This is a genomic window from Pseudomonas fluorescens (assembly GCF_000802965.1).
Lineage (GTDB): Bacteria > Pseudomonadota > Gammaproteobacteria > Pseudomonadales > Pseudomonadaceae > Aquipseudomonas > Aquipseudomonas fluorescens_A.
On sequence record NZ_JSAK01000002.1, the window covers coordinates 89848 to 103791 of the forward strand.

The window sequence follows — 13944 nt, forward strand, 5'->3', positions numbered from 1 at the left end:
CCTCACTGGCGTCACTGATTTGTGTTGCTGATGCGCTCGGCGAGCAGCTCAAGCCTGTCGCCGCCCCAAAAAAGCTCGCCGCGATACACGAAGGTGGGGGCTCCGAAAACGCCCATGCTCTCGGCTCTTTCGGCTGCCGCCGTTAAGTCTCGCTGTGCGTGCTGCTCGAGGTAACGGTGCCAATCCGAGGCCTTCAACCCCGCGCTGATCAGGGCTGCCTGAATCTGCGCTGCGGACTCCAGATCGAACTCCCGTTGCCAGAAAGCAGCCAACAACGGGTGACAGAACTCCCAAAGCCGATTCATCGACTTGGCGAACAACATTGCCTGGCTAGCAAGCGCCGCATCCCAGAGCTTTGTTGTTGCATGGATCGTGACCCCCTGCTGCTGAGCGAGCCGACGGCAATCCATATATAGATACTTCAATTTCGAAACTTCTCGACTCGAGCGCTGCTCTACCTCACCGCCATACGCAGAGCGAAAGTCGGTGATGTAAGGCCACCAGTCAAAGGTCACTCCACTGCGTTTTGCGAGCGAAAAAACCGGTTGTAACGCAAGGTAAGAGTAGGGACTTCGCAAATCGATAAACACGTCCACTACCGGATCATCAGGTTGGCTCATGGTCCGCTCCTACCCCGCCCGAAACAGGTTGTGCTTGGCTTGCTCCGAAGTAGTGACGTCGACCCAACGATCCTTCAAAAGCTCGATTGCTTGCCCGACTGCTGGCCGGCTACGCACCCTGCCGTACCAGGCTTTTACGTTCGGAAAGTCATCGAGCGTGATTCCCGTCATCTTGTGAACACGGATCCAAGGGAAGCACGCCATGTCTACGATGGAGTAATCACTGCAGATGTACGCTCTCGTTTCGAGCCGATCATCCAGGATCTTTAGAAGACGCTTGGTCTCGGTCTGATAACGGGTAGTTGCGTAGGGCACCTTTTCAGACGCATATCGAAAGAAATGTTGAGCCTGGCCCATCATCGGCCCCAGCCCTCCCACCTGCCAAAACAACCACTGCAGGACTTCTATGCGCTGACGCACATCCTGTGGCAGGAAGCGTCCCTCCTTCTCCGTCAGGTACATCATGATGGCTCCGCTCTCAAATACTGTTACCGGTCCGCCGCCATCAGAGGGCGCGTGGTCAACGATCGCTGGAATCTTCCCATTCGCGTTGATCGCCCTGTAGCTCGGCGTGTGCTGAGCACCGCTAGTAATGTCGATTGGTACAACCTCATAGGGGATCGCCAACTCCTCCAGCAGGATGTGCAATTTATGCCCATTAGGGGCTGGCCAGCTATACAGTTCGATCATGAGATTTCTCCAACAACAGATACGCGTTCTTCCCGCTGACAGTTCATGTTTGCTCTAGTCAGCTGCGACCGTTCAAGGCGGTCGCAGCAGATGATCAGCTACAAACTGAGGCGTTTAGCGGGCGCAGAATCTCGTCGTAATCATCCAACGAGGGAAACGTGAGCGACGGCCGTTGATCCAGCGTCAGCAAGTGCTGGCGGTACTGTTCCAGGTATTCCAGCCGCGCCTCTTGGCTGATGTAAGGCACGTGGAACGCCACAAAGGGTGGCAAGACGGTCAGGCCGACATACCCGAGCACGCCGCGCTGTATAGGCTGCAACAACGCTTCAAGTTCGCCATGCACCGCACCAGGACCGAACATATGGTCTTGACCTCCCAGAGAGAACGCGAGCATTGCTTTCTTGTCCTTAAGGCCACCACGGTCATAGATCCTGGCTCCTCCGTAGCAGTAGCCCGAGATGAAGACGCGGTCGAACCAGCCCTTCATGATCGCCGGCATGCTGAACCAGTAAATCGGGAAGTTGAAGATGATCAGATCGGCCCACTTGATCTTGTCCAGCTCTTCAAGAATGTCGGATGCCAACGTTCCGGTGCTGTAGCCGTTGCGTTGCTCCAGCGCATAAACAAGATGATCGCTATTAGCACGCTGGTGGAAATCGTCAGCGCTGGCCACGGGATTGAATTTCATTGCATATAAATCAGACACGATTACGTCGTGTCCCTGTCCGCTTAATGCTTCAACGGCAAGGTTCAGCATCGACGTATTGAATGACTGAGGTTCGTTATGGGCATGGACGATCAATACGTTCATGGGAGCTCCTGTGAGTGACTATGAGGTCACTGTACGGAACAGGCAGTCAGTGCTAAATTGGCATTATTGACTAATAACATGCGGATTTTGCCAACATGAAACCGGCTCCTCTTCGTGCAGCAATTCTTGCCCTTGATGGGTGCTATGCCTCGAGCCTCGCTGGTTTTGGCGATGTGCTGCATGTCACCAATGCCCATTTGAGTCGACATCAACATAAGACGGGCACTGCGATGGCACGCTCGTTTTCGTGGCAATTCGTTTCGCACAAAGGCAGGCCGGTAACCGCGTGCAATGGGCTTTCGCTAAATACCGCCGTACCGCTCCCTGAAGAAAAGCTCGATATCATCTTCATCCCTGGCCTGTATTACTCTGGGCATGATGGTTTCGAACGTATGCTGGAAGCGGCCGAGCCGCAGCGCGAATGGCTCAAGGCGCAATGGCGTGAGGGCGCAGCGCTGGCGGCGAATTGCACCGGCACTTTTCTGTTGGCAGAAACCGGACTACTGCAGGGTCGCCAAGCCACAACCACCTGGTGGCTGGAAAGGTTGTTTCGCGAACGCTACCCGGGCGTCAACTTGCAATTGAGATCAATGGTGACAGAGCAAGATCGTCTCTGGTGCGCAGGAGCCTCTGCGTCTTACTTGCTGCAGGCCGTGCGAATGGTGGAGCATTTTTGCGGCGCGAATACGGCCACGCTGACGGCCAAGACCATGCTGATTGATACTAGCCAGACGACTCAACTGCCCTATCTGCCGCTCCAGATGGAAACCGTGCACAGCGACACGATGGTTGCCAAGGCACAGCACTGGCTGCTGAAACATTTCGCCGAGGAAGTGAGCCTGCCAGAACTGGCCGCTGCGCTCTCTGTCAGCGTTCGGACCCTGATCCGTCACTTCAATAGCGTGCTCGGAACTACTCCCCTTACCTACCTACAGAACTTGCGCATAGAAATTGCAATGACCCTGCTCGAAAGTGGTGATCTCAGTATTGAGGAAATCGCAAATCAGGTCGGCTACCAGAATGCCAGTTCATTCACACGGCTGTTTCGCAAGCAGGTCGGGGCGACACCCGCGGCTTACCGCAGTCGGTTTACGTCAATGGCGATGGTTTAGCAGTTTTCATTCGGTACGGGCGAAATTGCGAATTTGCGCTCCACATGGCCACCCGCATGCATTCAGGCTGATCGGTCATTTGCACTATATTTCACCTATGCCCCGTAGTTTTGACCTTCATGCTCTACGGTAGAAGGCTCGACATCGCTGCCAATGGTGGCGACAGGCAGAGATCGGCTGATTCTGTTGAAAAAGTCGGATTTTCAAATGGCCTGAACTCAGGCACGACCACCACCGGAGAACCTACTCACCACATTGAGTGGTTTTTCGGCCCTTCGGTGACCTTTGCTGCTCTGTTATTGGGTTAATTTGAGGTTTTTTGCTTGGTGCAGGCGCACCTATCCCGTGACTGGTGGCCCTTGAGATGAAAATTTGGCCAGCCGTCGCAGGTTCTGCACCGCAGCGGCCAGCGTGAATTCATCCGTCGCGCCACTCATGCCACGTAGCCGCAGGCGATCCAATTTCAGGATGCGCTTGAGGTGGGCAAACAACATTTCGACCTTTTTACGTTCGTGGCGAGAGCGCTGATATGCCGGCGTTGCTGCAATGCGCCGAGCCACATCGCGAGCGGCTTCATGGACGCTGCGAGCGATCTTGCGGAACGCAGTGTTCGGGCAGCACTTGGCTTTCATCGGACACGTAGCGCAGTCGGTCTGCCGGGATCGGAAGATGATGGTGTTGGCTTTGGTGACGTGTGAACGCTCATTCTTGAAGGCTCGCCATTCGCTGCGCAATGGGTTGCCGGCCGGGCAGCGGTATTCCTCAGCCTCTTCATTCCAGTGGAAATCGTTACTCGAAAAACTGTCGTTCTTGCGCTCGGTTTTGTCCCACACCGGCACATGCGGCTCGATGTCTTTTTCCTCCACCATCCAGGCCAGCATCGGAGCTGTACCGTAAGCGGTGTCGCCGATGAGGCGCTCTGGCTTGATGTCGAACTGCGCTTCGACCCGTTCGATCATGGTCTTGGTGCTCTCGACTTCTGCGGTTCGATGAGCCGGTGTGGGTTCCACATCCATGATCACGCCGTGCTCGGTATCGATCAGATAATTCGTGGAGTAAGCGTAGAAAGCTGGGCCGCCTGGAGCAGCGGTCCAGCGGGCTTGAGGATCCGTCAGCGACAGGCGTTTCGGTAGCGTTTCGGCCAAAGCCTCTTCATCGAGGCTTTCAAGGTACTCACGCACGGCGCGGGAGCTCAAGGCCGGATCGCTCCAGTTGACCGGTTCATCACCCGGTACGCCGCGCTGCCGACTCGCATCCGCTTTGATGATGCTGGCGTCCACGGCAAAGCCTTCGCCCTTGACCAGGCCGGCGTCCATGCAGCGACGCAACACTTCATTGAACAACCAGCGAAACAGATCGCTGTCCCGAAAACGGCCATGTCGATTTTTCGAAAACGTCGAGTGGTTGGGGACTTCATCTTCAAGGCTCAACCGGCAGAACCAGCGATAAGCCAGGTTCAAATGGGCCTCTTCGCACAACCGCCGTTCGGAGCGGATGCCATAGCAATAGCCGACGATCAGCATGCGAATCATCAGTTCTGGATCAATCGACGGACGCCCAATCGGGCTATAGAAATCGGCGAGGTAATGGCGCAGGTCGCTCAGATCAAGACACTGATCAATGCTGCGCAGAAGGTGATTGGCTGGGATGTGATCTTCAAGGTTGAACGAGTAAAACAGTCGCTCCTGCCCACTCGATAACTGTCCCATCATGCTGTGTGATCCCCCTCCGGCCAATGCGGAGATTTTGCCGGAGGCCAGCCAGGGGAGCTACTTTTTCAACAGAATCGGCTAAAAGCTGACACTCACTCCATTGCGGGACAAGGCCGCGGCATGGAAAGTCAGTGCCAGCAGGGTACCCATGTCATAGCAAATTGGGAGACGATGTACGTATACACACGCTCGCCCTCGTCGGGTTCCTGCTCTGACCGCAGGGGCTGTTGTTACGGAGATGAAATGACGTTTCCCCCCTTGCACAATTTTAAAGTGTTCGAAAGCGTAGCCCGCTTGGGCAGTCTGGCAACAGCCGCGATTGAGTTGCACGTCACCACTGGCGCAGTGAGCCAGCAAGTCAAAGCGTTGCAGGCCAGCCTCGGAATAGAGCTGTTCGAGAAGCGCGGTCGTCAACTTGTGCTGACCGCCAACGGTCGACTCCTACAAAAGCATGTAGCGAACGCAATGAGCGAAATCAGCAACGCGGTGGCATCAATGCAGACCGGTTCCGCTGCAGAGCAAGAGGTCGTCGAGATCACCTTGTCCATTCCCCCTGCGGAGGGAGTGGAGTGGCTGACCACGCCGCTGCTGCGCTTCATGGAGGCGTCGCGCTCGGTGCGGGTGAGCGTGATCACCGCCCCGGGCATACCGCAAGTAGACTGGCGTCGCGCCGATATCGCGGTGGTCTACGGTTCTCCGCCATGGCCAGGCTTATGGTGGCGTCTGCTGCACGGCATTCGCATGACGCCAGTCTGCAGTCCGCAATTCTTGCGAGGGCCGAAAGCCATTCGGGAAGTGCCTGACTTGGCTCGACACCGCCTTCTACACGAAGACAATGAGCGCCAGTGGCAGCAATGGCTGGCCGATGTTGGCATCAGTCGTATCGGCGAAGAGGATATCTTCTTTGAAGATTTCGGCATGGTCTTGCAGGCAGCACGGGACGGTTTCGGCGTGGCGCTGAGCGATGAACTCGTTTCCGCCCGCGATCTCGATGAAGGACGATTAGTGCGACCGCTGTCGATCACCGTGCCTGCGCTGCACAATTACTATGTTACCTGTTCCGAAGCAGCGCGCGAACGCCCGGAAATCCGGGCGTTCATCGACTGGTTACTCGCTACAGCCGGGCAGCCCGATCAGTAACCGTAGCCACGACCATCAGTAAACTGGATGTTGGTGAGAATGCTGATGTCCTTCTCCACCTTGTAAAGCTCGGAACTCTTGATCAGTTCCGGATCGCTGAACGCTTCACCCTTTGCGCGCCCCGCCAGGATCAGAGCCATCTTGTCGCGAATCGCCTGTACGTCCGCGTAGGTCATGGCTGGCACCTTGGTTGGATCCTCGTCCGCATGAGCGCCATAGATGGCGGTCTTCTCATTGATAACCTTCAGCGTGGCGTCGAGAGAAGCAACGTAGTCTTTGAGATTTCCTGCCAACAGCCAGGACGGGTAGACGTGATCCCCGGCCAGCAAAATGTTGTGCGTCTCATCGAAGAGTGCCACTTCGTCCCGCGTGTGACCGGGCACGCTGATCAGACGCACCTTCAGACCACCAAGGTCGATGGTCTCGTCTGGCTGTATTAGCCGCGCTACCTTGAAGGGCGGTACGACCATGTGATCGAAGTTGCCCAGGTAAACCGGCTCAGGAACACGGTAGAAGTCATCCTTTCCCCTGAACTGACGAGTGAAGGGCGTATCCACCAAATAGATGCTTTTAAAATTGTGCAGGCCGCCAAGGTGATCGAAATGCAGGTGTGAGGGCAGCATCGAGAGCGGCTTGTTAGTGATTTTACGAGCCACCGAAGTGATGTCTTCTTTCTGATTGGCCCCCGAATCAAACATCAATGCCTGATCCTCCCCCACCAGCAAATACGAAAAGTTCTTCTGGTAGTAGTTGGGTTCGCCGATGGCGTAGAGGAAGTTCGATAACTTATGCACCACAAAGGCCGGGCTTTGCGCAGTGGAGGCTTCCTGGGCCTGTATGGCAAATGGCGCGGAGAGGATAACGGAGGAAACTAGGGTCAGGACTTTTACGAGTTTGCGCATGGCGTGCGAACCTTTTCTCTTATTGTCAGCGGATGGCAGAGTGCTTTCTGCAGTGCCTATCTGACTGGCTACCGGTGCGCACATCAATGGATGATTTTTAAAGCAGGACACTTCAGTTCAACTAAAGCGTGTGTCGAACCGTCAGCTACCTTTTCGATCTCTGAAAGTAAAAGTCGAAGATCGACCCCGTTCAGTCTACTGAGCGCAGCTGAGATAGAAGGCATCGCCCCTTCAAATTATCCATCATATGAATAATGCATGTGAAAACATGTGATTTCCATAATTCCTGTGGATTGGAGAGTATTTGCCCATCGAAACCAGCCATCTCCAAAGGGGAATGCCATGTTCAGTAAGGCAGTAGCTCTCGCACTTATCCCGGTGGGTACCGCATTGCTGGCAGGCGCAGTCCTGCCCTTCCAGGCCGCCAGTAACGCAGCCGTGGGCCGAGCGTTAGGGCACCCGCTTTGGGGGGCGTTAACGTCGCTGTTCGTCAGCTCCGTTGTGGTGGTGATTGCACTGTTAGTCATGCGGGTAGCTGCGCCGGATGTCGGCAAGGCTTTGCAGGGATCCTGGTGGTTATGGATCGGCGGCATTTTGGGTGCCGTGTACGTAGGCAGCGCAACGGCCATCACTCCCCAGCTAGGGGCTAGCGGATTTCTACTGCTCGTCGTCGCGGGACAGATTTTGGCTTCCGTCCTGGTTGACCATTACGGATTGATGGGACTTCCCAACAAACCGATCACTTTCACTCGACTGGCAGGGGTCGTGCTCATCTTTGGAGGTGTATTGATGGTTCAGGGTATCGGCACTCCAACGGTTGATAACAGCGCTACCCAAATCAGCAAGTAACCCGCTCTACCCGTTTTATGTAAACCCGCAACGCAACCGCAACTTTCTGACTCACGATAGGAGATACAAAGATGAACTTCGTAAAACTTCAGTTCAGCGATGGCCGTCCCGATGTTGAAGGTATCGATAGCGTCAACGCTGTCTTGCGCAGCGTGGGTGTGCGCGCCAGCACTGTCTCGATTCCCGAAGAAGCCAAGCCGATTCTCAAAGGATCGCTAATTAACGCCATCAGTGAAGAAGATCAAAACAAGCTGCTTTCAATATTCAGTCTCAACCGTGCTGAACTGTTGGAGCAAATCCACCTCGCAGGCCGTACTCCTGAGGTGCACCGTGGTGGCTACCTGGGTACTCGTGAGGGAGATACCGCGCCCTATCCAAAAGTTTACGACATGAAAGCCATGACCCCAGAGATGCGGACTTGGGCTCTGAATCGTTATGGTCGTCTTCATGTAAACACTTCGGAAAATGGCGCGGGCATTGATGAAGTGATGACGGTGGTATCCGGTGGTGCTTTCACCTGGATGTTTGTGCTGTCAGATGGCGTCCTCGCACGTCTGACTGTGCATGAGATCAATCCTGAAGGGCCTGCCGTGCGCCTCAGCTATCCAGGCTTCGGCATGCACGCCGGCTACATGGATCCGCACCAAGGCGTTATTGTTGCCTACGCCCATGGGCCGGAAAGCTTCACCATTCGCTTCGATGAACCCAGTGTGGCGCATGCCGAGTTGCTCAATACCAATCCTTGGGTCGACTTCTCGGGTGAGGTGCCTCAACTGTTTTCGAAGGTCAACTGAGTCGTCGAACTTGGTGCACGCATCGTGAAGAGTGCCCATCTGAAGATTCGAAACTGGATGGGGACTCAAATCAGTGATCCGACAGGAGTGATCGTAATGCGCAGTTTTTCAATTCAACGTATCGACCATGTTGTACTGCGGGTGCAGGACATTGAGCACAGCCTGGCTTTCTACACATCCGTACTGGGATGTGATGTCAAAAAGCGCCGTGACGACCTTGGCATGATTCATCTGAGCGCAGGGACATCCATGATTGACCTGGTTGATGTGAACGGGCCGATCGGTCGTCAGGGTGGGCAGCCGGCGGGTAAGCAAAGACACAATGTTGATCACTTCTGCCTTCGCGTTGCGCCGTTTGATGAACAGGCCATTCTCCGCCACTTGGCTGCTGCCGGTGTCTCTGCTGAAGAGGCCGTGATGCGGTATGGGGCGGAGGGAACAGGTTTGTCGATTTATCTCAATGACCCCGATGATAATCAGATCGAGCTGAAAGGCCCTGCCCTGCAACCCTGACGGGATGTCAGCCTGGCTGAGAGCATTCGAAAACTGCTTCGCGCAGCCAGCGATGTGCGGCATCCCCCTCTTTCCTGGCGTGCCAAGCCTGCTGATAGGCGAATCGGGGGATATCAATGGGCGGGTCGAATTGCCGCAGCGATTTGTGATTTCGCATCGGGCCTACCGCGCGACTGGCGACCGTAAGAATCAAATCAGTACCTGCAAGCACGTCGACTGCAGCGCTCCAGTGGGGCAATGCCAAGGCAATGTGACGCTTCAAACCTTGGGTGGCCAACGCCCGCTCAATCTCATCGTTCGCATCAGGGCGCAGCGCGAGCATGACATGCGGGCGAGATAGCCAATCATCCAATGAAAGCCCCCCTTGCGCGGGCAGTACTTTTTTGTCGGCGAGACAGATGAATCCTTCGGAAAAAAGATCTTGTAGCGCAATGGCACCCGGAACTTCGGGGAAGATGCCCAATGCAAGGTCGAGCTCACCGTCCAGAAGCTGAGAAATCATCATTTCTCGACTGGCCTGGCTGATGGCCAAATCAATTCCCGGCGCTTCATGGCGAATTTTCCGGGTAAGCGGAGGCAGAAGGATTCGCGCGGCATAGTCCGATAGCGACAATCTGAAACGACCCTTTGCCGTTGATGGCTCAAAGGCGGGAGCGCCCAACAGCGAGTTCAGGTTGCCCAATGCATCCTGAAGCGGCTGAGCCAAACTTTGTGCCCTTGCCGTTAAAACCAATGACCCGTTGCGCCGTATGAGCAAAGGGTCATCGAAATGGGCTCTGAGCAAGCCGAGAGCATGACTGACTGCCGGCTGGCTTTTATGCAGCCGGACAGACGCTCGCGTGACGTGTTTTTCGGCCAATAACGCATGAAGTGTTACCAGCATATTGAGGTCAATCCTGCGCAGTTCATCCATTGAATGAATACTCGAGTCGCTAGGTAGTGAATTCAATCAATTTAACACATGAACAGGCACGTACGCCGAACGCTGAGCGACCTGTCTAACGGAGAAATTTATGGTAGGCAAAACAGCGCTTTATCTTTTTTTACCAATGCTGACAGCCTTCATGGCGGGCACGCTGATCCCGATACAAGCCGCTAGCGGCGCCACGCTGGGACGCATGCTCGGCCACCCTTTATGGGGAGCCGCTGTCGCGCTCAGCATCGGCGTCGTTGCGATAATGATAGTGGTCGTCCTTATGCGCTTGCCCGTGCCTGACTTCCAAAGTGCAGTACGCGGCCCGTGGTGGATGTGGATCGGTGGTGTGACAGGGGCCGTTTACGTGGCTACTTCCTTAGCGCTACTACCAAAAGTCGGAGCGAGCGGGTTCCTGCTGTGTGTAATAGCCGGGCAGATGATTGCAGCGCTGCTACTCGACCACTTTGGCCTGCTCGGATTGACGGCAAAGCCAGTCAGTTTTGGGCGTTTGATGGGTGTGGGAATCATGCTGCTTGGCCTGGTCGTCGCACAGCTCTGCAGTCTTGGTGTTTCACAGTCTGCATGGAAGGACAAAGAAGTGCTTACAGAGCAAGTGTCGGATAGAAATACGTTGAATTAAGGATGCAGGGGCATCGCTTGAGTCGACTGGCGGCTCTGCACCCAGCTAATCGAAGCCCCCTGCTCCTATCGTCCGCTTTGGCCGTTTTCTGTCAGTGCTGACAGGCAGCTATGGGTCCAGGCTGTGTGAAAACTCCCGCAATTGTCTAATCTTCTGATCGTCGAGATCGTAGCGGGGGCGATCATGAAGCGATTTATTGAAGGTGAGGCTCGGACGCAAGTCACGTTGCTGCCGGAGTGCCTGGACGATTACGTGACCCAAGAAAATCCAGTCCGTGTGGTCGACGTTTTCGTCGATGAACTCGACCTGGGCGCACTTGGTTTTGAGGGCATCGATCCTGCCGCAACGGGTCGTCCGGCCTATCACCCAGCGGTGTTGCTGAAGATCTATATCTACGGCTATCTCAATCGGATTCAGTCCAGCCGCCGACTTGAACGTGAGGCCGAGCGCAACGTCGAGTTGATGTGGCTAACGGGGCGTTTGGCTCCGGACTTCAAAACCATTGCCGACTTTCGCAAAGACAACGGCAAAGCCATTCGCAGCGTATGCCGCCAGTTCGTAGTTCTTTGTCGCAACCTCAATCTCTTCTCCCAATCGATCATCGCCATCGACGGCAGCAAATTCAAAGCCGTCAATAATCGCGACCGCAACTTCACTCAGGGCAAGGTGAAGGCACGCATGCAGCAGATCGAGCAGAGCATTGATCGATATCTGGCGGCTATGGATTCGGCGGATCGGGCAACGCCCGAAGTGGCCGAGGCCAAAGCAGAGCGGCTTAAAGAAAAGATAGAAACACTGAAAAAAACAGATGCAGAAACTCAAGGAAATCGAGGCGCAGCTCCACGAAAGTCCAGACCAGCAGATCTCCCTCACCGATCCAGATGCACGCTCAATGGCCACGAGCGGCCGAGGCACCGGAACGGTTGGCTACAACGTACAAACCGCTGTCGACGACAAACACCATTTGATCATTGCCCATGAGGTGACCAACGTTGGCAATGATCGCGGGCAGCTGAGCAATATGGCGAACCAGGCGCGTGAAGAAATCGGAGCTGAATCGCTAACGGTGGTGGCCGACCGAGGCTATTACAAAGGTCTGGAAATCCTTGCTTGCGAGCAAGCTGGCATCACTACCTTCGTACCGAAACCCCTCACATCTGGCAGCAAAGCGGAAGGCAGATTTGGCAAGCAGGACTTCATCTATCTTGCGGCGTCGGACGAGTATCGATGCCCTGCGGGGCAGTTACTAACCAGGCGACATTCGTCGACGGAAGACGGCATGTTATTGCATTGTTATTACTTCACAGGCTGCCAGTCCTGCTCAATGCAAAAGCAATGTACGACGGGTAAGGAGCGCCGTGTGAAGCGCTGGGAACATGAGTCGGTAGTCGACGCGATGCAGGTTCGGCTAGAACATGATCCAGCGATGATGAGGGTTCGTCGACAGACCGTTGAACATCCTTTTGGAACGCTCAAGTGCTGGATGGGAAGTACTCACTTCCTGACCAAAACCCTGCCGAGGGTGAGCACTGAGATGAGCCTTCACGTGCTCGCCTACAACCTCAAACGAATGATGAGCATCTTCGGCATCGCAGGACTGCTTGAGGCGATCAGGGCGTGAACCCAGCCGCTTGGCTCGCAAGTTAGAAGCCGTTTGGGCCGCTGACGCGGCCCAAACGGCATTACGAACGTCTACGTCACTAACTAAGCTAATTCGCGCTTTCGCCCGCTGATTCCATAGGCAACCCTCGCGACTCTCATTTTTGAGGTGTTTAGCGCGTTTTCACACAGCCTGGGTCGACTCCTGCCCCTTCACGACAGGCAGAACTCGGCCGATTCTGTGGAAAAATTCGAATTTTCAGTTGGCCTGAACTCAGGCACGACCACCACCCAAAACCGACTCACCACGTCGAGTGGTTTCTCGGCCCTCCGTTGATCTTTGCTGCTCGACTATCAATCAGACAACTGGGCAGTCTGAGTTCTATTGCCGAGATATTGCTCGATCCGCGCCACTGCTTCAGCCAGTCGCTCAATGCTAGTGGTATATGAAAAGCGGACGTATCGCTCCGGCTCATTCGCACCAAAATCCAGACCCGGTGCAATAGCTACCGACGCCTGCTCAAGTAAGGTCATTGCGAAATCAAAACTGTTGTCCGTGAATGCGGAACTGTCAGCGTAGATGTAGAACGCGCCTTCAGGCTTGGCTACAACTCGAAATCCTATCCTTGTCAGTTCGGCCGACAGGTAGTCCCGACGGCGCTTGAACTCCATCCGCCGCGTCTCGATTAAATCCAGGGTTGCGGGCTCAAAAGCGGCCAGCGCTGCGTACTGAGCCGGTGCGGAGGGGGAAAGAAACAGATTTTGGGCAAGTTTTTCAATATGCCGGGTGAATTCTTCCGGCACCACAAGCCAACCCAAACGCCAGCCTGTCATCTGAAAGTACTTGGAGAAACTTTGTACGATCCACACATCGTCACAGCATTGCAGCGCGGTGGACGTCTCATGGTCGTAGGTCAAACCCTGGTAAATCTCGTCGAGTATGAAATGCCCGCCTTTCTCACGGATACAATCTGCGAACGTTTTGATCTGATCCAGACTGAGCATTGTGCCTGTCGGATTGGCCGGAGAAGCAAGTAGCACCCCGGCAGTGGCTTCGCTCCAGTTTTCTTCGATATCCGCAAGCATTGGCTGGAAATTGCTTTCTTCGCCTACAGGGATTGACTTCGGTACGCCCTCAAAGATACGAACAAAATTGCGATTGCAAGGATAGCCAGGATCCGTCAACAGCCATTCTTTGCCCGGTTCTGCCAGGCAGGCCAATGCGAGCAGCAATCCGCCCGAGGCTCCAGCCGTCACAATAACGCGCGACGCAGGGACTGTTACGCCATATCGACTCTGGTAGTAATCAGCAATCGCCTCTCGCAGCTCAGGGATACCAAGTGCGGGAGTGTACGTAGTTTTGCCATTGGCAATGGCAGCCTGGGCGGCGGCGATGATAGCTGGCGGTGTAGCAAAGTCAGGCTCACCGACTTCCATGTGCACTATATCCAGCCCTTCTGCTTCGAGTCGTTTCGCTCGCGTCAGGATGTCAATGACGTGAAAGGGGGCGACATCGTTCATGCGCGTAGCAACGAGCTGTTGTTCAATAGATGATTTCACACTTTATCCTCCGTAGAGATAGGTCGGGTGCAGGGCAGACTTTCAGTCTGAGCCTGCACCCAATGCTGACGCCCTCCACTTTCACC

Annotated in this window: 13 protein-coding genes and 1 pseudogene; 7 read left to right on the forward strand and 7 right to left on the reverse strand. The window is 55.0% G+C overall.

Annotation, left to right across the window (positions count from 1 at the left end; translation table 11 throughout):
• Positions 1 to 11 precede the first annotated feature (11 nt).
• The 3 genes from NL64_RS02005 to NL64_RS02015 all read right to left on the reverse strand — a co-directional run bounded on the left by NL64_RS02005 (position 12) and on the right by NL64_RS02015 (position 2121).
• Positions 12 to 620: a DsbA family protein gene (locus NL64_RS02005; RefSeq protein ID WP_034146489.1), complete on the reverse strand. Its 609-nt coding sequence runs from the start codon at positions 618 to 620 to the stop codon at positions 12 to 14.
• A 9-nt stretch (positions 621 to 629) separates the two neighbouring features.
• Positions 630 to 1310 (reverse strand): glutathione S-transferase N-terminal domain-containing protein, encoded by a 681-nt coding sequence (locus tag NL64_RS02010; RefSeq protein ID WP_034146490.1) that lies wholly within the window; start codon positions 1308 to 1310, stop codon positions 630 to 632.
• Positions 1311 to 1404: 94 nt separating this feature from the next.
• Positions 1405 to 2121: an NAD(P)H-dependent oxidoreductase gene (locus tag NL64_RS02015; RefSeq protein WP_034146491.1), complete on the reverse strand. Its 717-nt coding sequence runs from the start codon at positions 2119 to 2121 to the stop codon at positions 1405 to 1407.
• Between the two features lie 95 nt (positions 2122 to 2216).
• Between NL64_RS02015 and NL64_RS02020 the strand changes: the two genes are divergently transcribed.
• On the forward strand, positions 2217 to 3233 hold the full coding sequence (locus tag NL64_RS02020) for a GlxA family transcriptional regulator (protein ID WP_034146492.1): 1017 nt from the start codon (positions 2217 to 2219) through the stop codon (positions 3231 to 3233).
• A 338-nt stretch (positions 3234 to 3571) separates the two neighbouring features.
• Here NL64_RS02020 and NL64_RS02025 read toward each other — a convergent pair whose 3' ends face one another.
• Entirely contained in the window at positions 3572 to 4945 is a 1374-nt protein-coding gene (locus tag NL64_RS02025) for an IS1182 family transposase (RefSeq protein ID WP_034146493.1), read from the reverse strand.
• A 243-nt stretch (positions 4946 to 5188) separates the two neighbouring features.
• On the opposite strand from NL64_RS02025, the gene NL64_RS02030 reads away from it, so the two are divergent.
• A complete protein-coding gene (locus tag NL64_RS02030; protein ID WP_034146494.1) occupies positions 5189 to 6085 on the forward strand; it encodes a LysR substrate-binding domain-containing protein in 897 nt (298 codons plus the stop codon).
• On the opposite strand, the gene NL64_RS02035 is transcribed toward NL64_RS02030, so the two are convergent.
• Positions 6079 to 6987, reverse strand: coding sequence for an MBL fold metallo-hydrolase (locus NL64_RS02035; RefSeq protein WP_034146495.1), 909 nt, complete (start codon positions 6985 to 6987; stop codon positions 6079 to 6081). The two genes, NL64_RS02030 and NL64_RS02035, sit on opposite strands and share 7 nt — an antisense overlap.
• Positions 6988 to 7329: 342 nt before the next feature.
• Between NL64_RS02035 and NL64_RS02040 the strand changes: the two genes are divergently transcribed.
• From NL64_RS02040 to NL64_RS02050, 3 genes are all read left to right on the forward strand, one after another.
• Positions 7330 to 7836 (forward strand): DMT family transporter, encoded by a 507-nt coding sequence (locus tag NL64_RS02040; protein ID WP_034146496.1) that lies wholly within the window; start codon positions 7330 to 7332, stop codon positions 7834 to 7836.
• 71 nt (positions 7837 to 7907) lie between these two features.
• Positions 7908 to 8630: a hypothetical protein gene (locus tag NL64_RS02045; protein WP_034146497.1), complete on the forward strand. Its 723-nt coding sequence runs from the start codon at positions 7908 to 7910 to the stop codon at positions 8628 to 8630.
• Positions 8631 to 8726: 96 nt separating this feature from the next.
• Positions 8727 to 9143 carry a VOC family protein gene (locus NL64_RS02050; RefSeq protein WP_034146498.1) on the forward strand — a complete coding sequence of 139 codons (417 nt, stop codon included), beginning with the start codon at positions 8727 to 8729 and terminating at the stop codon, positions 9141 to 9143.
• Between the two features lie 7 nt (positions 9144 to 9150).
• Here NL64_RS02050 and NL64_RS02055 read toward each other — a convergent pair whose 3' ends face one another.
• Positions 9151 to 10056: a LysR family transcriptional regulator gene (locus NL64_RS02055; RefSeq protein ID WP_034146499.1), complete on the reverse strand. Its 906-nt coding sequence runs from the start codon at positions 10054 to 10056 to the stop codon at positions 9151 to 9153.
• Between the two features lie 100 nt (positions 10057 to 10156).
• On the opposite strand from NL64_RS02055, the gene NL64_RS02060 reads away from it, so the two are divergent.
• Both NL64_RS02060 and NL64_RS02065 read left to right on the forward strand, forming a co-directional pair.
• The gene (locus tag NL64_RS02060) at positions 10157 to 10699 is read left to right on the forward strand and encodes a DMT family transporter (RefSeq protein ID WP_080757829.1); all 543 of its coding nucleotides are present in this window, start codon (positions 10157 to 10159) and stop codon (positions 10697 to 10699) included.
• Between the two features lie 183 nt (positions 10700 to 10882).
• Positions 10883 to 12320: pseudogene (locus NL64_RS02065) on the forward strand (IS1182 family transposase).
• 332 nt (positions 12321 to 12652) lie between these two features.
• Here NL64_RS02065 and NL64_RS02070 read toward each other — a convergent pair.
• Positions 12653 to 13858: a pyridoxal phosphate-dependent aminotransferase gene (locus tag NL64_RS02070; RefSeq protein WP_080757831.1), complete on the reverse strand. Its 1206-nt coding sequence runs from the start codon at positions 13856 to 13858 to the stop codon at positions 12653 to 12655.
• Between the last annotated feature and the right edge of the window lie 86 nt (positions 13859 to 13944).

What these genes read in the sequence shown, in the direction of transcription:
- NL64_RS02005 (WP_034146489.1), bottom strand. Translation starts at nt 620, where the DNA reads ATGAGCCAACCTGATGATCCGGTAGTGGACGTGTTTATCGATTTGCGA.
- NL64_RS02010 (WP_034146490.1), bottom strand. Translation starts at nt 1,310, where the DNA reads ATGATCGAACTGTATAGCTGGCCAGCCCCTAATGGGCATAAATTGCAC.
- NL64_RS02015 (WP_034146491.1), bottom strand. Translation starts at nt 2,121, where the DNA reads ATGAACGTATTGATCGTCCATGCCCATAACGAACCTCAGTCATTCAAT.
- NL64_RS02020 (WP_034146492.1), top strand. Translation starts at nt 2,217, where the DNA reads ATGAAACCGGCTCCTCTTCGTGCAGCAATTCTTGCCCTTGATGGGTGC.
- NL64_RS02025 (WP_034146493.1), bottom strand. Translation starts at nt 4,945, where the DNA reads ATGATGGGACAGTTATCGAGTGGGCAGGAGCGACTGTTTTACTCGTTC.
- NL64_RS02030 (WP_034146494.1), top strand. Translation starts at nt 5,189, where the DNA reads ATGACGTTTCCCCCCTTGCACAATTTTAAAGTGTTCGAAAGCGTAGCC.
- NL64_RS02035 (WP_034146495.1), bottom strand. Translation starts at nt 6,987, where the DNA reads ATGCGCAAACTCGTAAAAGTCCTGACCCTAGTTTCCTCCGTTATCCTC.
- NL64_RS02040 (WP_034146496.1), top strand. Translation starts at nt 7,330, where the DNA reads ATGTTCAGTAAGGCAGTAGCTCTCGCACTTATCCCGGTGGGTACCGCA.
- NL64_RS02045 (WP_034146497.1), top strand. Translation starts at nt 7,908, where the DNA reads ATGAACTTCGTAAAACTTCAGTTCAGCGATGGCCGTCCCGATGTTGAA.
- NL64_RS02050 (WP_034146498.1), top strand. Translation starts at nt 8,727, where the DNA reads ATGCGCAGTTTTTCAATTCAACGTATCGACCATGTTGTACTGCGGGTG.
- NL64_RS02055 (WP_034146499.1), bottom strand. Translation starts at nt 10,056, where the DNA reads ATGGATGAACTGCGCAGGATTGACCTCAATATGCTGGTAACACTTCAT.
- NL64_RS02060 (WP_080757829.1), top strand. Translation starts at nt 10,157, where the DNA reads ATGGTAGGCAAAACAGCGCTTTATCTTTTTTTACCAATGCTGACAGCC.